The following is a 17634-nucleotide window of genomic DNA, read 5'->3' on the forward strand; positions in this document are numbered from 1 at the left end:
CCGGCGGCGGTGGGCGGGCACGCTCGGACCATGAACACCGAACCGATCCGCTTCGACACGAAGATCGCCGTGCTGCTGCGCGCGGACCTGGAGCCCTGGCAGCGCCTCAACGTGACGTCGTTCCTGGTCAGCGGCCTCGGAACGCAGGTCCCCGAGGTGATCGGCGAACCGTACGAGGACGCGGACGGCGTGCCCTACCTCCCCATGTTCCGCCAGCCGGTCATGGTCTTCGAGGCCACGAAGGAGACCCTGACCACCGCCCACACCCGTGCCCTCTCCCGCGCACTGCCCCGCGCGGTCTTCACCTCCGACCTCTTCACCACGGGCAACGACCGCGACAACCGCGCCGCGGTACGTGCCGTGCCGACCGCGGACCTGGATCTCGTGGGGCTCGCCGTGTACGGCCCGAAGAACGCGGTGGACAAGGTGGTGAAGGGGGCGCGGATGCACCCCTGAGCGGGGAGCCGCGGGGAGACCAAAGTCGCGGGCGCGTAGACCGACGGCTGCGGGCGCGTAGACCGACGGCTGACGACAGGGGGGTGGCTGCTCAGGAGACTGGCCGTATGGAGGAAGCCAGGAACGTTCCCATGCGGAAGAGCCCGGAGCCACGGACGGCCGGGGCCACCGAACTCGCCGAACCGGCCTGGGCGGTCGTGCTCTTCTGCGTGGCCTGCGGTGCCGTGGCCGGCGCGCTGCTGCCGCTCCTCGCCCGCCTGCTGCTCGCCCTGCCGTGGGCCCCCCTCGAAGGCCCTGCCGAACTGCTGACCTCGGTCCCGGAACCCGCCCTCACCCTCGGTACGACCACGGTGGGTGTGCTCGGCGGACTGCTGCTCGGCTTCACGGCGCTGCACGAGTCGCTGTCCGTCCGCGTCTGCGACACCCACGTGACCCTGGCCGTCCGGGACGGCGTCCAGGAGTTCACCCGAGAGGAGGCCTCCGTGTTCTTCCGGGACGGCAAACAGCTCGTCCTGCTCGGCCCGGACGGCCTCGAACGGGCGCGGGAGCGCAGCGGCCTGAACTGGAGCCGCCTCGCCGGCACCCTCACCGCACACGGCTACACCTGGGCGGAGCAGGACCCGCACCACGCCGAGTTCCGCCGCTGGGTCCCCGGCGCCCCCGGACTGCCCACGGGTGCGGACGCCCTGCTGCGGGCCCGTGCGCAGGCCCGCGAGGACGGGGGCGGCGCCGGGGAGGCCCGGGAGCTGCGCGGGGAACTGCTGCGGCTGGGAGTAGTCGTACGGGACGAGGACAAGCGGCAGTACGTCCGGGTCGTGCGGGGTGTGACCGGCGGATGACCTGAGGCGCCACGGCCCGGCCACGCGCCAAGGCGTCAAGGCGTACAGGCCGCGGCGATCGACACGCTGTTCTCGTACAGGTGGTGCCGGGTGATCCGCCCGCCTTCGACCGTGAGCCGCAGCGCGAAGGGTCCCTGGAAGGGCTTGCCGGTCGCCCGGACGGTTCCGGAGACATGCCCTATGAGCACGGCGTCCGTCCCGTCGACGAGGAAGGTGTCGACGGAGGCGCGGGCGTCCTCGGGGACGGTGTACCGGGCCAGCTCGCGGGCCTGCGCCGCGCACTCGGCGGCGGTGGAACGGGGCCGGATCCAGGGCACGGCGGGGTTCTCGGCGAGCACCCAGTCGACGGTGTCGGCGAAGAGGGCCGCCAGCCCATCGGTGTCACCGGCGAGCCGCAGTTCGAGGAACTTTTGGACGGTGGCGCGGGTGGCTTCGGCGGTGTCGGCGGCTGTCGGGTCGGCAGGCGTCATGGAACTCAGCCTGCCAGGGGGGCCGGGCGGAGTCGATTACCTCGCAGGTAGTCCGGGACACCTTTCCCTGAGCAGGGATGAAGGGCCGGGTGGGAAGGGCCGGGTGGGCCCGGGGGCGACCTGCTCCTAGAATCGAACGTATGAACGATCCAGAGTCGCGGCTCGCGCTGCTCCGCTTCCTGGAGCGCGTGCAGGCGCGCGACCTGGCACGCACCCGCCGATGGATCGCGGACGAGGAACGCCGCCAGGCCGAACACCGGCGTGGCCTCCAGGCCCGGCCGCCCGCGCCGGACTGGCTGATCGAACGCGGTCTGTCCGGTCGGGAGGCCGTGTACGTCCACGTCGGCGGCTGCTGGACCGCGGGCCGCCGCAGCAAGGGCGTCGACCGCGACCACGCCCGACGAGCCCTCGCCGAAGGGGTCAAGGCCTGCCCGCAGTGCCGCCCGGACACGGAGCTCGGCTTCGTGGACGGGTAGGGCGGCGATCGTCAGGGAGACTCGACAGCGCAGACCTGGATCATGAGTCCGGTAGGCCTGCGAACTGGTCCGCTGACAGGTCCGCCGGCAGTTCCCCTCGCTGGTCCGCCGGCCGGACCGGGACGCGGGTTCCGCCTCAGCTCGCCCCGACCTCCCGCTGCGGTTGCACCCCCACCGGTGGCTCGACCACCTTCTCCTCCCCGGGTATGCGCCGCATCAGCAGGGCGTACCCCGCCCCGGCCACCGTCCCCACCACCGCGCACAGCCCCCACAGCCACTCCGCCCCGAAGCGGTCGATGACGAACCCGGACAGCAGCGGGGCGACGAGGCCGGCCACCGCCCAGGACATCGTGTACATGCCCTGGTAGCGCCCGCGCCCGTGCACCGGGGAGAGCCGTACGACCAGACTGGTCTGCGTCGGCGCGTTGACGATCTCGGCCAGCGTCCACACGCACACCGTGAGCGCGATGACCCCCAGGGACCCCGCGAAGGCGGTGAGGGCGAAGCCGTACCCGGCGAGGACGGACGAGACGACCAGCAGCCGGCGGGGATCGCGGTGTTCGATGAAGCGGGTGACCGGGATCTGGAGCACGACGATCAGCACACCGTTGACGGCGACGGCCATGCCGTACTCGGCCGGGGTGAACCCGGCCTCGCCCATGGCCACCGGCAGGCCCACCGACCCCTGCTGGAAGATCAGCGCGACGAGGAACGACAGCCCGACGACGCTCATGAACCGTCCGTCGCGCAGTACGGTGCGCAGGCTCACGGAGTCGTCGCGGGCGCCCGCCGGCACCACCCGCTCGGCCGGCTTGGATTCCGGCAGCCGCAGGAAGACGAGGATCGCGCAGGCCATCGTCATCCCCGCCTCGATCAGGAAACCGGCGCGATAGCTGACCTCGGCGATGAATCCTGCGGCCATGGAGGAGACGGCGAAGCCGAGGTTGATGGCCCAGTAGTTGAGGGAGAAGGCGCGGATGCGGTCCTCGGGCCGGACGATGTCGGCCATCATGGCCTGCACGGCGGGCCGCGAGGCGTTGCTCGCCATGCCGACGAGGAAGGCGACGCCGGCGATCGCGACCGGATGGTGCACGAAGCCCAGCAGCGCGACGAACACGGCGGTCGAGGACTGCGCGATCAGCAGGGTCGGCCGTCGGCCCAGCCGGTCGGTCATCACCCCGCCGCCCAGCGAGGAGACCACCCCGCCGAGCCCGTGCAGGGCGGCGACCAGACCGGCGTACGAGGCGGAGTAGCCGCGGTCGAGGGTCAGGTACAGCGCCATGAACGTGGCGACGAAGGCGCCGAGCCGGTTGACGAGAGTGCTGGTCCACAGCCACCAGAACTCGCGGGGGAGACCGGAGACCGTCTCCCGGACGGCACGTCGGGCACGCAGGACGTACGGCATGGATCCCCCGGGGCAGCAAGGCGTGAGTGGCCGGTGTAAGTAGCGCTGAAGGCATGAGCACGTTACGAGCCCGGGGTTGACGGGGGCCACTCAATTAACAGATCCCGTCAAGCGTCCGCCTGCCGGGCAGCCACGCGAACGGGCGAAAGCGTGGATTACGCTCTGAGGCATGGCCGACGCACCGTACAAGCTGATCCTCCTCCGCCACGGCGAGAGCGAGTGGAACGCGAAGAACCTGTTCACCGGCTGGGTGGACGTGAACCTCAACGAGAAGGGCGAGAAGGAGGCAGTCCGCGGTGGCGAGCTCCTGAAGGACGCCGACCTTCTCCCCGACGTGGTCCACACGTCCCTCCAGAAGCGCGCGATCCGCACGGCCCAGCTGGCGCTGGAGGCCGCGGACCGCCACTGGATCCCCGTCCACCGCAGCTGGCGCCTCAACGAGCGCCACTACGGCGCCCTCCAGGGCAAGGACAAGGCCCAGACGCTCGCCGAGTTCGGCGAGGAGCAGTTCATGCTGTGGCGCCGGTCCTACGACACCCCGCCCCCGCCGCTGGATGTCGACGCCGAGTACTCCCAGTTCGCCGACCCGCGCTACGCGACCCTCCCGCCGGAGCTGCGGCCGCGCACGGAGTGCCTGAAGGACGTCGTCGTCCGCATGCTCCCGTACTGGTTCGACGCGATCGTCCCGGACCTCCTGACCGGCCGCACGGTCCTGGTCGCGGCCCACGGCAACTCGCTCCGCGCCCTGGTCAAGCACCTCGACGGCATCTCCGACGCGGACATCGCGGGCCTCAACATCCCCACGGGCATCCCGCTCTCCTACGAACTCGACGCCGACTTCAAGCCCCTGAACCCGGGCGGCACCTACCTCGACCCCGAGGCAGCGGCAGCGGCGATCGAGGCGGTCAAGAACCAGGGCAAGAAGAAGTAAGCAGCACTGAAGAAGCCCCCTGCCTGCGGGTTGTCCGCTGGTAGGGGGCGCTTCGCTGCCTCTGGGCCGTCAGGCCGACGGGGCCGTGGCCTCTCCGGGCTCCGGCTCTTGTCTCCACTCCGCTCTGGCTCCGGCGCTTTGGAGCAAAGCGACAGCGGACCACCAACAGTTATGTCACGGGTCGCAGCGTTGATCGATAGCACGGCCGCAGGTCAGAGCCCCGACCTGTCACTTCTTCGGCTACTGCTCACACACCGCGGCGCTTGACTCACCCATTGAAACTCCAGCCCAAGGCCGCGCCGCCGACCTCACGAAAGCCCTAGCGCCTAGCGGCGAGGGCCACACCCAGCATCCGGGCGAAAACTTCAACCATCGTGACGTCGTCTCGGTGCAAGTCGCCAGGCTTGAGGCAATCGACAGCCAGAAGCCCAAAAGCTCGATCCCCAGAAGTGACCGCGCAAGTGATATAGGTCTTATAGGTGTCGCTGTCAGGCTTCAGCTCATTAGGCAGCTGATCAACATCGGGGACAAACAGGCTCGTGCCCTCGTCGAGCATCTTCAGGAGCTCTCTTCCCCGCCTATCCGTCTCCCTGAAGACGGTAACCGGCGCAACATTACGCCCAGACCATAAGGCGTTCTGGCACTTGATTTCGCGTGCACCCGGCGCCCTGTTGGGGGTCTCTTCCAGGAAACATGCACGAGCGTCTGGCGGACCGATCAAGTTGGCCGCAAGGGAGACGATGGCCAACTTGGTCTGCTGTTTGAGTGCGCGCCTCTCAGTAACATCCGAACTGGATACGATGTGGTCCAGGTTCAGCGCGAGCGGAACCAGGACGTCCTCGAAGGCTCTGCGTTGATTCTTCGTCGCTGCCTCCGCCGCTTGATGCGACGTGGCTACCCGCCGGTTGGCCAGTAGAACAGTTGTCAACGTGGCAGCCGCACCAACGCTGGTAATGGTCCAGAACGCCCAACTCTCCATGTCTAGACCAATGACCATCTGGGCGACATATGCCAGGACGGCTAACCCGCCGGCAGCGATCACGCCCTTGCCCACTTGCAACCCCCACCCCCGGCTGTCCACCAGGGCGACACTGTAACGGACGACACACGGAGAGTAGCCCAAGTGGGCGAAGTCTGTTTCCAAACCGGCCGACTCGGGTACTTCTCCGTTAGTGTGTCGACTCGGCACACGTTGGCGCAGCCGGTCCAGAAGTGCGTGCATCGTCACCCCGCACCGTTTGCGGTCGCAAGATCGCATGGAGGCCGTGGCATCGATTCGCACGGTCAGGCGTAGCTGGCCAGCGATGACGAGCGCTCGCTTCAGGGTCAGGACGGAGCCTATGGCTGGTCGCGACGGCGAGGGAGCGCACGACACTGAGTCCTGGGGGGATTCGACCATGGCAAGAACTGCGGGTGTTTGGAGCGGTATCGCCTTAGAAACTGACCCTCGGATGAGGGAGTTTCAAGCGGACCCCGCCGCCTACATGGAACAGCGCGCCAGCACACTGCGGTCAGGTGATCTAAGCCAAGAGGAGGCACGCCTCCTTAAGCAGAAGAATCAGCACTTACGATCGGTTTTGTCCACTCTCTTGGACATCTTCCGTAAGAAGTAGACCCATGTGGGGGGTTACGGAAGAACCGACGTAGCCACACCTTTGACAGCGTCTCGCCTCTTCGACGGGTGGACTGTTCGTGGAGAGGCGAGCCGCTTGGGCGACGGCGGTTCTGACGGCAGCGGCCGCCTAAGCCCGGCATTTCAGACCTCCTCTAAGCGTCGGCCGGGTATGGGTGTTTAAGTGCGTGATGAGACGTTGACTCACCACGCCGCCATCAGGCTCAGCGGCGGAGAGCTTTACCGCCTGGCCCGCTGGTTGGACGAGGTCGAGCGGAACCCGGACACCTTCCCCTGGTATGCCAGCGAGCCCACCGACGTGTAGCCCGAAACACACCGGTTCGCGGTCGAGTTCACCAATGCACTGATGGACAAGGGCGTCAGGTTCATTGCCGTCCCAGCCACCCTGGTCGCCGCCCACTGGACCAGGCGAAGCATGGATAGAGCTGCTGATGCCGCAGTAGCCGTTGGACTTGGCCAGTCCGAGGCTGCTGTGCAGGCCTTCGATCAGCGGTGAGCGCTCTGGGGGGCCGTTCGCCGATGCCGCCTGCGGCTCTCTCGGAAGCGCTGTCACCTAGGCCGGCAAAGCACAGCGAGACGGGCTAACGGCCCGGAGTGAGGACCTCGATCCGCGCCGTCTCTGGGCCGTCCGAGGCCGCCCAGCACTGGCAAACAACGACCAACGACGACCATCCAGTGGTCCGGCCCCACTGCCCTGACCTGCAAAAACCCAGCTCACCAAGATCCCCGGCGAGACGCAGGGCGAGAAGAAGCAAGCAGTACTGAAGAAGCCCCTGGTGGGGGGCTTTTTGTTGGGCTTGGGCCGAGGTCGGTGAAGAGCGGCCGAGTGGTCGCCGGGCCGATGTGGGTGGAGCGGTCACCGCGGTGGGCTTGGCGGTCGTCGTCCCGGCCATTCGGGGGAGATGCGCGCGGCCTCGGGGGCGTTTCGCACCCTGTGGGGGCATCCCTTGCTGGGACGAAAGGGAGACACGATGCCGCTCTATCTGTCGAGGTTCAGCTACACGCCCGAGACTTGGGCGAGACTGATCGGCCACCCCGAGGACCGTGCGAAGGCCGCTCAGTCGTACATCGAGTCCGTCGGCGGCAAGCTGCACGGCTTCTGGTACGCGTTCGGCACCCGCGACGGCTACAACCTGTGGGAGGCCCCTGACAACGTCTCCATGGCCGCGGTCGCACTGGCGATCAGCGGAGGCGGCGCACTCAGCTCGTTCGAGACGACCGTTCTCCTGAGCATCGACGAAACGATGGATGCCCTGCGCAAAGCCGGGCAGATCGGGTACCGCGCCCCCGGCGCGTAGCGGTCCAGGTGGCCGGCGCCGACGGGTGAGGAGCGCGAGCTCACCGCCCCTGACTCTCGGGCCGGCTGTGTTGTCGGTGGCCCGCGATACGGTCGCGGCCTCCGGGCCGGACGGAGATCGTGAGGGGCTCGCGGCCATGGGGGGGTGGGTCGCACAGGCCCCGGCCGCCGGCTCGGGACTGGAGACATCTTGCCGTGACCCCACCCCCTCCCTCCCCGGCCCGGTGTGGTCACAGCGTCGAGCCCTCACGAGTAGAAGCCGGTCCAGTACTCGTCATGACCGCATGCGAAGTCGCCCGGGCGCTCCGCCCTGAGTACCTCGTACCTGGCGGCGAAGGCCGCCAGGGCCTCATGGAGAGAGCAGTCCAGATGCTCACGGAGGGCCTTGATGCCCAGGATGATCTGGTTGCTGAGGATCTGCTCGTCGGCAATGTCGACTGCGGCGCCATCGGTCATGGCTCCGATCGAATCCGACAGGTGACTCGCCGGGCAACAGGGTTTGCTGCGCCGGGCACTCGGCATCGGTGCGGGCCCGGCTTCCGCCAGTTCCCTCGTCCCTGCATGGATCCCGCGTCACCAGCACCTTGGCACGCCACAGGCTCGGCCCCGTCAGTCGACGCACGACCCGGACGACGTCCCCCACGTGTGCGCCGGAGTCGGTGAGCAGCGCGTCCCCGTGCTCCCGGCAACACCCGGTGCTTGCTCTGGCGAACAGTTACCGGAACGTAACTTCTTCAGGTGTTACCAGCGGTAACTACCAGTGCTAGTTTTTCGCGCAATCACGCACCGCAGTAGCGCGAGGAGTGAGCTGTGAGCCGTTACCGAAGCCGTCCGCGTTCCGTCTCCGAGCGTCTGATCGCCGCCGCGCTCGCCACTGTGGCCTGCGTCTGTGTGGGCGCGACCACGGCCGACGCGGCCGCAACCGGCGGCGCCGCAACCGACGCCGATCCCGTCGTGTCCCGGGGCGTCGGCATTCCGGCCTTCTACACCCCGCCCGCCCGACTTCCCGCCACCAACGGCACGTTGATCCGGCAGGAGCCCCTCTCCCTGGGGCTCTCGCTGCCCGGCCTCGACGGCCGGTCCCTGCCGGGCACCGCAACCCGGCTGATGTACAAGTCCACCGACTCCGCCGGCCGGGCCGTCGCGGTGACCGGCGCCTACATCGAGCCGTCGGCGAAGTGGGAGAGCGGCGGACCACGCTCGCTGGTGGCGGTGGCCTCGGGGACCATGGGCCAAGGCGACCAGTGCGCGCCCTCCTTCGCCCTTCAGCACCCGCTCACCGTCAACGGACAGACCCTCTCCGTCGCCTACGACATCCTCGCGATCTACCGTCTCCTCGCCACCGGAGCGGCCGTCGTCGTCACCGACTACGTCGGTCTGGGAGCCACCGATCGTCTGCACACCTACGTCAACCGTCTGGACGAGGGGCACGCGGTGCTGGACGCCGTCCGTGCGGCGCGCGCTCTCCCCGGCACGTCCCTCACCTCCGGTTCCCCCGTCGGCCTGTACGGGTACAGCCAGGGCGGCGGGGCCAGCGCGTCGGCGGCCGAACTCCAGCCCACGTACGCACCCGACGTCCGCCTCGCGGGCACCTATGCGGGCGCTCCGCCCGCCGACCTGACCGCCGTCATGAAGGGCATCGACGGGAGCGCCCTGGCCGCCGCCCTGGGCTGGGCGATCAACGGCTTCGTCCAGGCGTACCCCGGCATGCGGGACGTCGCCGAGGCGAACCTCAACGACGCCGGGCGCAAGGCCCTCGCCGACGCGTCGACCATGTGCGTCGGCGAGGCCGTCATCGGCTACGGCTTCGCCCGCAGCACCGCGTGGACGAACAGCGGCAAGTCCGTCGCCGAGGTCATCGCTGAGGAACCCCGCGCCCGGGCCGTCCTCGACGAGCAGCGCATCGGGACGCTCCGGCCGGCCGGTCCGGTCCGTGTGGCCACCGGCGTCCAGGACGACATCGTTCCGCACACCCAGGCCCGTCAACTGGCCCTGGACTGGTGCCGCAAGGGCGGCAACGTCACCTACGCGGCAGTCGACCTGCCCGACCTGGGCGACAGGATCCTCACCAACCACCTCGCCCCGCTCGTCACCGACCAGGGAGCGGCGATCTCCTGGCTCACCGAACGCCTGGAGGGCAAACCGGCCACGTCCAACTGCGGGACGATGCCCTTCCAGCGCTGACGGAGTCGCGGCGGCCCCGCCCGCCACCGCGATCCGAAGTGGTTGAAGCCGACCGGGGTCTCCCCGTCGAGCCGATGCTTGATCAGGGCGAGGGAGAAAGAGCCGTCGGAGAGGAAGCAACTCCCGTCCGGATCACGGTGGAAGAGCTCCATCGCGAAGACCGAGGTGTAGAACTCGGCCAGTTTCTCGGGGTCGCGGGCACAGCATGGCCGCGGTATCGCGGCCCCGGCTACTTCACGTTGTGCGAGAACCAGCCGTGGGAGCAGCTGCCGCAGGTGTCGTCGTCGCCTAGGGTCCACCCGTCGCACACCACGCAGACCAGGCAGTTCAGTATGTCCGTGCCACCGGCCAGGCCCACGTTCTCAAGGCGGGACAACGCCCTCCGGCGTACCGCGTCCAGCTGAGGTTCCAGCTGTGCGAAATCGGTCGCGTTCTCTTTGAACGCCTGCTTTTGCGCGTCGTTCACGTACGTATCGAGGCCCACGGTCTTCCCACCTTTCACAGTAGAGAAGCTGTGTATCTCCTCTTTCGATTGTCTCCCCGGCCGGGCACGGGAGCATCCGTACTCAAGGGCGTTCGCCGAACTGCAGGAGGCCGCCGAGGGAGAAGCACGCGGCGCCGAGGAGGGTGCCCCAGTTGGCGATGTCCGCGCTGGCCGGGTCGGCCGTGGCGGGGCGGGTGTAGGCGGCGAGCGCGGAGACCATGAAGAGGACGGAGCCGAACTGGTTCACGGCGACGATCAACCAGCCGAGACTGCGCCGGCCCGCACACGGACGCCGGCCGTGGCAGACCTCGACGAAGGCGAGGTGCCCGGAAATCAGGAACAACAGGCAGCCGATCACGTCCGGCACCCAGATCAGCCGGTTGATCTGCTGGACGCTCAGCCCTTGGATGAAGGAGTCCAGCAGGTTGACGCCGAACACCAGCGTGCCGGCGAAGAGGACGAACGTGCTCAGCCAGTCCACCCGCGTCGGCTCGTAGCTCCACCAGCGCCAGCCGCTCGTGACCAGGCGGCCGGCACCCCCGGGGACGTGCCGGGGCGCGTTGACGACCTGGAGCAGCGAGACGTAGCCGCCGGTGTTGAAGAACAGGCCGCCGGTGAAGTAGATCGAGGCGCAGGTGGTGGCGTCGCCGGAGCCGAACTGGGCGACACCGCCGCCGAGCGCGAAGAGCGCGCCGCCGATGACGAAGGCGGTCGCGGCGATGGCGTTGAGTCTGCGCAGCCGGCCGAGCGCGAGATCGTCGGCCGGGGTGTGCCGCCCGTCCGGTGCCCCGGCCGGGCGGACCGCGATGATGCCGCGCCGCCGGGCGAGCCGTGACTCCCACACGGCGGTGCCGCCGCCGGGGACCTGCCAGGTGAGCCGGGTGGTGAACGGTCCCGCGCCCTCGGCGTGCTGCTCGGTGGACGTCACGCGGGCGGGAAGGCGGCGGTGCGAGTCCGGTCGGCGTTCCGTCCGCAGTCGCTTCGTGCGTCGGTCATGGCATGTCCCGGGTCGCTGGGCGCATGGGGCACGCGCTCGGCGCCCCTCGGACAGGCATCGACTCTGCCAGAGCGGCTCGCGCATCGCGGTCATTTGCTGTGCGTTTTGTCCCCATCCGCGCCCCATCCGCGCCCCATCCGCGCCTCATTCGCGCCTCATCCGTGCCTCGTGTCCTGCCGCGCCTCGTGCCCGCCGCGGCCCGTGCCCCGACGGCGCGGCCACGGCGGCCAACCCCTCGGGGAGACCGCGCAGTACGAGAGCGTCCCCGATATCCGGTGGCGGGCGAGCCCGCCCCCGGACACCATGCCCGCATGGTCTCGAGCGAGCACACCGGCGAAGCAGCGACGTCAGCGGAGACGGACCCGACCCGGTGGACACGGGCGACCGTCTATCCCGACATGTGGGTCGACCCCGGTGACGACCCCCGCGAGACGGATGCCCGGCCCGTCGGCGAACACGGCACCCTCCTGGATCACCTGCGCAGCTACCGCCTCACCCTGGAGATGAAATGCCAGGGCCTTGACGCCGGGCAGATGGCCCGGCGGTCCGTGCCGCCGTCCACGATGTCCCTGCTCGGACTGGTGCGGCACGTGACCGAGGAGGAGCGGCACGTCCGCCGGGTGATGGCGGGCGAGGACGCGCCGAAGCTGTACCGCACCGCCGAGGACCGGGACGGCGACTTCAACGGGGCGGTCGCCGACCCGGCGGTCGTGGACGCCGCCTGGCGCCAGTGGCGTACCGAGCTCGAACGCACCGATTGCTACCTGGCCGGCGTCACCGACCTCACCACCGGCAACGCCGGCCACTCCGACTACGGCCCCGAGCCCGGCGGCCTGCTCCGGCTCCGCGACGTCCTGCTCGGGCTGATCGGGGAGTACGCCCGGCACTGCGGTCACGCCGACCTCCTGCGCGAACGGATCGACGGCCGCGTCGGGCAGTGAGCACCTCCGGCCGGGCCCTGCGAAGCACCGCCCGCGAAACCGCCGGAAAAAACTTCGGCGCGGATGTCGAGAACCCGCGTCCGGCTCCGTCCCCGGGGTGAAAGCGGCCAAGATGGCCGCACCGGCACCGAGGAGAATCACCATGGCGAAGTACCTGCTGCTCAAGCACTACCGAGGCGCCCCCTCGGCCGTCAACGACGTACCGATGGACCAGTGGACGCCGGAGGAGATCTCGGCCCACATGCGGTACATGCACGACTTCGCGGCGCGGCTGGAGAAGACCGGCGAGTTCGTCGACGGGCAGGCGCTCGCCCCCGAGGGGGCGTGGGTCCGGTACGACGGTGAAGGGCGTCCGCCGGTCACGGACGGGCCGTTCGCCGAGACCAAGGACCTCATCGCCGGCTGGATGATCATCGACGTCGACGGCTACGACCGTGCCGTCGAGCTGGCCGGGGAACTGTCCGCCGCTCCCGGCGCGGGCGGCAAGCCGATCCACGAGTGGCTCGAGGTGCGCCCCTTCCTGACCGCCGCGCCCACCATCACGGAGTGACCTCACCCATGGACGAGGCCCTCATCAGAAGCCTCACCCCGGGTGTGCTCACGATCCTCGTCCGCCGCGGAGCCGACTTCGCGGCGGCCGAGGACGCCGTTCAGGACGCGCTGGTCGAGGCGTTCCGCGTCTGGCCGGCCGAGCCGCCGCGGGACGCGAAGGGCTGGCTGGTCACCGTGGCCTGGCGCAAGTTCCTCGACCGGGCACGCGCGGACAGCGCCCGCCGGAGGCGGGAGGACCTCGTCGAGGAGGAGCCTGCGCCCGGACCCGCGTCCGACGTGGACGACACCCTCCAGCTGTACTTCCTGTGCGCCCACCCCTCACTGACACCGTCGTCGGCGGTCGCGCTCACGCTGCGCGCCGTCGGCGGGCTCACCACCCGGCAGATCGCCCAGGCCTACCTGGTGCCGGAGGCGACGATGGCGCAGCGCATCAGCCGTGCCAAGCGCACCGTCTCCGGCGTGCGGTTCGACCAGCCCGGCGACGTGGCGACCGTGCTGCGCGTCCTCTACCTGGTCTTCAACGAGGGCTACTCGGGCGACGTCGACCTCGCCGCCGAGGCCATCCGGCTCACCCGGCAGCTCGCTGCCGCGATCGACCACCCCGAGGTGTCGGGGCTGCTCGCGCTGATGCTGCTCCACCACGCCCGGCGTGCCGGCCGTACCGCGCCTGACGGCAGCCTGGTGCCGCTCGCCGAACAGGACCGCGGCCGGTGGGATACCCGGCTGATCGCCGAGGGCGTCGGCATCCTCCAGGCGGCCCTCGCCCGCGACCGGCTGGGCGAGTTCCAGGCCCAGGCCGCCATCGCGGCGCTGCACGCCGACGCGGCCACCGCCGAGGAGACCGACTGGGTGCAGATCGTGGAGTGGTACGACGAACTCGCCCGTCTCACCGGCAGCCCGGTGGTGCGGCTCAATCGCGCGGTGGCCGTGGGCGAGGCCGACGGTCCGCGCGCCGGTCTCGCGGCGCTCGCCGAGCTGGACGACTCACTGCCCCGACGCGACGCGGTGGCGGCCTACCTCCACGAACGCGACGGCGACCCGGAGACGGCGGCCCGCCTGTACGCCGAGGCGGCCCTCAAGGCCCCCAACCTCGCAGAACGCGACTACCTGACCCGCCAGGCGGCCCGCCTCAACGCCGGCCGGCGCCGCTGACGGGCCGCACGCGACGGGTCACCGGCCTGCCACCCGGGACCCGTGCAACCAACTCCATGGGTTCAACCGGTTCAACGGGCCAACGGCTTCAACCGGTCACCGCACCGTCAACGGCACGGGGTGCACCTCGTCCGCCTTGTGCCCGGCGCGTTCGTGAATGCGCTGGACCGCTTCGGCCGAGGGGGCCTCGGAGAGGCAGTAGACATGGCCGGACTCCGGGTCCGCCCAGGCCATCTCGAAGTGGACCTGCTCGTCCTTCTCTATCGCGAGGTCCGCGTTGTGGGCTTCACGCAACTGCTCTTCCGTGATGCCCTTCATACCGCTGTGGACGTCCATGAACTTGGGCATGCCTCGCGCCTCCTTCCCGGCACGGTGCTCGCCCGCGCCGCCTTGCCTACCTCTCATGCTCCGCCCGTACGGCCGCTCGGGCGACCCCACGCCGAGGGGCCCCGGCGACTCTGTCGGGGCCCCTCGGGTGGTACGGACAGCGAAGCGCCGGCGTCAGCCGCACTGGCAGGGGCTGCCCGACTGGCACCCGCAGCCACAGCCCGAGCCGCAGCCGCACGCGGCGATCAGGGGCAGGCTCCTGATCTCGGCGGGCTGCTCGGTCTCACGCTGCCGGGCGGGGTCGGGCGTGGTGCTGGGGGATTCGGCCATGGGTCCCTCCTCGAGGCTGGTGCCTGTGCCCATTGGATGCCCGTTCGGCTGGGCGCATCAACGGCGCACTGAGGCGCCCCCGCGCCCCGACCGTCGCCGACCGTCCCCTGGGCACGCCCCCGACCGTCGCCGGTTCCCGCCCCGGACGGTCCCCGGTTCCCGCCCCGGACGGTCGCCGGTTCCCGCCCCGGACGGGGCCGTCAGGCGCTCTCCGACCCCGAAACGGCCTGGATCTCCGGCTGCACGTCCGTCTGGAGCTCGTCCGCGTGCTCACCCGTCACCAGGTACACCACGCGCTTGGCGACCGACACCGCGTGGTCGGCGAACCGCTCGTAATAGCGGCCGAGCAGCGTGACGTCCACGGCCGTCTCGATGCCGTGCTTCCAGCGGTCGTCCATCAGGTGCTGGAAGAGGGTGCGGTGCAGCAGGTCCATCTCGTCGTCGTCCTGCTCCAGCTGGAGCGCCAGGTCGACGTCCTTGGTGATGATCACCTCGGCGGCCTTGGCCATCAGGCGCTGCGCGAGCTGGCCCATCTCCAGGATCGTGGCGTGCAGGTCGCTCGGGACGGCGCGGTCGGGGTAGCGCAGGCGCGCGAGCTTCGCCACGTGCTGGGCGAGGTCACCCGAGCGCTCCAGGTCGGCCGACATCCGCAACGACGTGACGACGATGCGCAGGTCCGTAGCCACCGGCTGCTGCCGCGCCAGCAGGGCTATGGCCCGGGCCTCCAGCTCGTGCTGGAGCTCGTCGACCCGCTGGTCGGCCTCGATGACGTTCTCGGCCAGCTTCAGGTCGGAGTCGAGCATGGCGGTCGTGGCGCGCCCGATCGCCGACCCGACCAGCCGGGCCATCTCCACCAGACCGTCGCCGATCGAGTCCAGTTCCTCGTGGTACGCGTCCCGCATCAGGCTTCCCTCTCGTACGTCTCAGTCGGGGGTCCAAGGGCCGGGGCCCACCGGACAACCGGCGGTACGACCGTCGTATGACCGGCGGTCCGAACCCCACGCTCCCACGTTCCGCCTCGTACGCGTCCGTTTCCGGCATCCCAAATGAACCAATACTGGCTCCAAGGTGAACTCTGGGCGACGAGTGTTCGAGCTCGCAGCCCGACGGCTGTGGAGGGTGCCCGAGCCATGCCTAACCTGGGTGCATGGACGTGAACGCGGCGGTCGCCGCAGCGGCAGCGATCGCCGGGGTTCTCACCGGTGTCATCGCCATGCTCGCGTTCCGCTGGAGTGAGCGCGAGCAGAAGCGCCCCACCCGTAGCTCCCTGCACACCGACGCCGTGCTGCCGCCCGGCGTGGACACGGTCCTGTCGGTCCTCAGGTCGTCCGCCGTCGTCCTCGACGAGGCCGACGCCGTGGTCAAGGCCAGCTCGGCGGCGTACGCGCTCGGCCTGGTCCGCGGCGGCAAGCTCGCCGTCGAGCCGATGCTGCAGATGGCTCGGGACACCCGGCGGGACGGCGAGATACGCCAGGTCGAACTGGACCTGCCCCGGCGCGGCACCGGACGCGGAGAGGCCCTGGCCGTCTCCGCGCGGGTCGCGCCGCTCGGCTCCCGGCTGGTGCTGCTGCTGGTGGAGGACCTCACCGAGGCCCGCCGCATCGAGGCGGTCCGGCGTGACTTCGTCGCCAACGTGAGCCATGAGCTGAAGACGCCGGTCGGCGCCCTCTCGCTGCTCTCCGAGGCAGTGATGGACGCCTCCGACGACCCCGAGGCCGTGCAGCGGTTCGCCGGGCGCATGCAGATCGAGGCCACCCGGCTCACCAGCCTGGTGCAGGAGCTCATCGACCTCTCGCGCGTGCAGAACGACGACCCGCTGGAGGACGCCGAGCCGGTCCGCGTGGACGAGCTCGTCGCCGAGGCCATGGACCGCTGCCGGCACCAGGCCGGCGCCAAGCAGATCACCATGGCCGCGGGCGGCACGGCCGACCTGCACGTGTGGGGAAACCGCGGCCAGCTCGCCGCCGCGCTCGGCAACCTCGTCGAGAACGCGGTCAACTACTCGCCCGCTCGCACCCGCGTCGGCATAGCGGCCCGCAGCGTGAACGCCCCCGGCGGGGACCACATCGAGATCGCCGTCACCGACCAGGGCATCGGCATCTCGGACAAGGACAAGGAGCGCATCTTCGAGCGCTTCTACCGCGTCGACCCGGCCCGCTCCCGCGCCACCGGCGGTACGGGACTGGGGCTGGCCATCGTCAAGCACGTGGCCGCCTCGCACGGCGGGGAGGTCACGGTGTGGAGCGCCGAAGGCCAGGGCTCCACCTTCACCCTGCGCCTGCCGGAGGCCGGTGCGGCCCGCGGCGCACATCAGCAGCCCGCCCGACAGACGCGCGCAGGAGGCGCGGGCCTCGACGAGGAGGCCGGGCGGTCGACCCCCACATCCCCCGAATCAACCGCGTACGAAACGCTTCCCGCCCCGGAGGTCCTTCCGTGACCCGAGTGCTCGTCGTCGAGGACGAGGAGTCCTTCTCCGACGCCCTGTCGTACATGCTCCGCAAGGAGGGCTTCGAGGTCGCCGTCGCGACCACCGGGCCCGACGGACTCGACGAGTTCGAGCGCAACGGCGCCGACCTCGTCCTCCTCGACCTGATGCTGCCCGGCCTGCCGGGCACCGAGGTGTGCCGCCAGCTGCGCGGCCGTTCCAACGTCCCCGTCATCATGGTGACCGCCAAGGACAGTGAGATCGACAAGGTCGTCGGCCTGGAGATAGGAGCGGACGACTACGTCACCAAGCCGTTCTCCTCGCGCGAGCTGGTCGCGCGGATCCGTGCCGTGCTGCGGCGCCGCGGCGAGCCCGAGGAGGTCACCCCGGCGGCGCTGGAGGCCGGCCCGGTGCGCATGGACGTCGACCGGCACGTGGTCACCGTCGGCGGCACCAAGATCGACCTGCCGCTGAAGGAGTTCGACCTGCTGGAGATGCTGCTGCGCAACGCCGGCCGGGTGCTGACCCGCATGCAGCTCATCGACCGCGTCTGGGGCGCCGACTACGTCGGTGACACCAAGACCCTCGACGTCCACGTCAAGCGGCTGCGCGCCAAGATCGAGCCGGATCCGGGCGCCCCGCGCTACCTGGTGACGGTCCGCGGCCTCGGCTACAAGTTCGAGCCGTAGGCCGGCGGACGGCGACGGCAGCACGAAGGGCGGGCCCCCTCCGAGG

The 17634-nt window shown here is 70.1% G+C and carries 21 protein-coding genes; 12 read left to right on the plus strand and 9 right to left on the minus strand.

The genetic code is table 11. The features are described 5' to 3' along the window. Positions 1-30: 30 nt before the first annotated feature. Positions 31-456 carry a DUF2000 family protein gene (locus tag ACIQU3_RS12850; RefSeq protein ID WP_403739821.1) on the plus strand — a complete coding sequence of 142 codons (426 nt, stop codon included), beginning with the start codon at positions 31-33 and terminating at the stop codon, positions 454-456. Positions 457-587: 131 nt separating this feature from the next. Further along, positions 588-1295: a hypothetical protein gene (locus ACIQU3_RS12855; RefSeq protein ID WP_403924810.1), complete on the plus strand. Its 708-nt coding sequence runs from the start codon at positions 588-590 to the stop codon at positions 1293-1295. Positions 1296-1330: 35 nt separating this feature from the next. On the opposite strand, the gene ACIQU3_RS12860 is transcribed toward ACIQU3_RS12855, so the two are convergent. Beyond that, positions 1331-1765 carry a nuclear transport factor 2 family protein gene (locus ACIQU3_RS12860; RefSeq protein ID WP_403739827.1) on the minus strand — a complete coding sequence of 145 codons (435 nt, stop codon included), beginning with the start codon at positions 1763-1765 and terminating at the stop codon, positions 1331-1333. A 140-nt stretch (positions 1766-1905) separates the two neighbouring features. Between ACIQU3_RS12860 and ACIQU3_RS12865 the strand changes: the two genes are divergently transcribed. Continuing rightward, complete coding sequence (locus ACIQU3_RS12865) at positions 1906-2241, plus strand: DUF6233 domain-containing protein (RefSeq protein WP_403924813.1); 336 nt, start codon at positions 1906-1908, stop codon at positions 2239-2241. A 136-nt stretch (positions 2242-2377) separates the two neighbouring features. Here the strand turns inward: ACIQU3_RS12865 and ACIQU3_RS12870 are convergent, their stop codons facing one another. After that, positions 2378-3646 (minus strand): MDR family MFS transporter, encoded by a 1269-nt coding sequence (locus ACIQU3_RS12870; protein WP_403924815.1) that lies wholly within the window; start codon positions 3644-3646, stop codon positions 2378-2380. A 169-nt stretch (positions 3647-3815) separates the two neighbouring features. On the opposite strand from ACIQU3_RS12870, the gene ACIQU3_RS12875 reads away from it, so the two are divergent. Continuing rightward, entirely contained in the window at positions 3816-4577 is a 762-nt protein-coding gene (locus ACIQU3_RS12875; protein WP_366710791.1) for a phosphoglyceromutase, read from the plus strand. A 319-nt stretch (positions 4578-4896) separates the two neighbouring features. On the opposite strand, the gene ACIQU3_RS12880 is transcribed toward ACIQU3_RS12875, so the two are convergent. Further along, the gene (locus tag ACIQU3_RS12880; RefSeq protein ID WP_403739840.1) at positions 4897-5631 is read right to left on the minus strand and encodes a GAF domain-containing protein; all 735 of its coding nucleotides are present in this window, start codon (positions 5629-5631) and stop codon (positions 4897-4899) included. Between the two features lie 757 nt (positions 5632-6388). On the opposite strand from ACIQU3_RS12880, the gene ACIQU3_RS12885 reads away from it, so the two are divergent. Continuing rightward, the gene (locus ACIQU3_RS12885) at positions 6389-6514 is read left to right on the plus strand and encodes a hypothetical protein (protein ID WP_403924818.1); all 126 of its coding nucleotides are present in this window, start codon (positions 6389-6391) and stop codon (positions 6512-6514) included. Between the two features lie 667 nt (positions 6515-7181). Then, on the plus strand, positions 7182-7508 hold the full coding sequence (locus ACIQU3_RS12890; protein ID WP_403924821.1) for a GYD domain-containing protein: 327 nt from the start codon (positions 7182-7184) through the stop codon (positions 7506-7508). A 245-nt stretch (positions 7509-7753) separates the two neighbouring features. Here the strand turns inward: ACIQU3_RS12890 and ACIQU3_RS12895 are convergent, their stop codons facing one another. Then, positions 7754-7963 carry a hypothetical protein gene (locus tag ACIQU3_RS12895; RefSeq protein WP_403739846.1) on the minus strand — a complete coding sequence of 70 codons (210 nt, stop codon included), beginning with the start codon at positions 7961-7963 and terminating at the stop codon, positions 7754-7756. A gap of 354 nt (positions 7964-8317) precedes the next feature. On the opposite strand from ACIQU3_RS12895, the gene ACIQU3_RS12900 reads away from it, so the two are divergent. Beyond that, entirely contained in the window at positions 8318-9691 is a 1374-nt protein-coding gene (locus tag ACIQU3_RS12900) for a lipase family protein (protein ID WP_403924824.1), read from the plus strand. Positions 9692-9920: 229 nt separating this feature from the next. On the opposite strand, the gene ACIQU3_RS12905 is transcribed toward ACIQU3_RS12900, so the two are convergent. Further along, on the minus strand, positions 9921-10157 hold the full coding sequence (locus tag ACIQU3_RS12905) for a hypothetical protein (RefSeq protein ID WP_403924826.1): 237 nt from the start codon (positions 10155-10157) through the stop codon (positions 9921-9923). Between the two features lie 100 nt (positions 10158-10257). Then, the gene (locus ACIQU3_RS12910; RefSeq protein ID WP_403924829.1) at positions 10258-11103 is read right to left on the minus strand and encodes a hypothetical protein; all 846 of its coding nucleotides are present in this window, start codon (positions 11101-11103) and stop codon (positions 10258-10260) included. 380 nt (positions 11104-11483) lie between these two features. On the opposite strand from ACIQU3_RS12910, the gene ACIQU3_RS12915 reads away from it, so the two are divergent. The 3 genes from ACIQU3_RS12915 (at position 11484) to ACIQU3_RS12925 (ending at position 13817) form a co-directional block, all read left to right on the plus strand. Continuing rightward, positions 11484-12113, plus strand: coding sequence for a DinB family protein (locus tag ACIQU3_RS12915; protein ID WP_403739858.1), 630 nt, complete (start codon positions 11484-11486; stop codon positions 12111-12113). Positions 12114-12255: 142 nt separating this feature from the next. Continuing rightward, complete coding sequence (locus tag ACIQU3_RS12920) at positions 12256-12663, plus strand: YciI family protein (RefSeq protein WP_403739861.1); 408 nt, start codon at positions 12256-12258, stop codon at positions 12661-12663. A gap of 8 nt (positions 12664-12671) precedes the next feature. After that, complete coding sequence (locus ACIQU3_RS12925) at positions 12672-13817, plus strand: RNA polymerase sigma factor (RefSeq protein WP_403925317.1); 1146 nt, start codon at positions 12672-12674, stop codon at positions 13815-13817. 96 nt (positions 13818-13913) lie between these two features. Here ACIQU3_RS12925 and ACIQU3_RS12930 read toward each other — a convergent pair whose 3' ends face one another. The 3 genes from ACIQU3_RS12930 to phoU form a co-directional block, all read right to left on the minus strand. Further along, on the minus strand, positions 13914-14165 hold the full coding sequence (locus tag ACIQU3_RS12930; RefSeq protein WP_102909218.1) for an SCO4226 family nickel-binding protein: 252 nt from the start codon (positions 14163-14165) through the stop codon (positions 13914-13916). A 153-nt stretch (positions 14166-14318) separates the two neighbouring features. Continuing rightward, positions 14319-14474, minus strand: a complete 156-nt coding sequence (locus ACIQU3_RS12935; protein WP_167345925.1) for a hypothetical protein — start codon at positions 14472-14474, stop codon at positions 14319-14321. A 200-nt stretch (positions 14475-14674) separates the two neighbouring features. Continuing rightward, positions 14675-15376, minus strand: coding sequence for a phosphate signaling complex protein PhoU (gene phoU, locus ACIQU3_RS12940; RefSeq protein WP_403739865.1), 702 nt, complete (start codon positions 15374-15376; stop codon positions 14675-14677). Between the two features lie 245 nt (positions 15377-15621). Here phoU and ACIQU3_RS12945 point away from each other — a divergent pair, with 245 nt between their 5' ends. After that, positions 15622-16911, plus strand: coding sequence for a sensor histidine kinase (locus ACIQU3_RS12945; protein WP_403739868.1), 1290 nt, complete (start codon positions 15622-15624; stop codon positions 16909-16911). Next, positions 16908-17588 (plus strand): response regulator transcription factor, encoded by a 681-nt coding sequence (locus tag ACIQU3_RS12950; RefSeq protein WP_030243122.1) that lies wholly within the window; start codon positions 16908-16910, stop codon positions 17586-17588. Before ACIQU3_RS12945 ends, ACIQU3_RS12950 begins: the two co-directional genes overlap by 4 nt. The last annotated feature ends 46 nt before the right edge of the window (positions 17589-17634 follow it).

The organism is Streptomyces sp. NPDC101110 (genome assembly GCF_044759525.1).
Classification (GTDB): domain Bacteria; phylum Actinomycetota; class Actinomycetes; order Streptomycetales; family Streptomycetaceae; genus Streptomyces.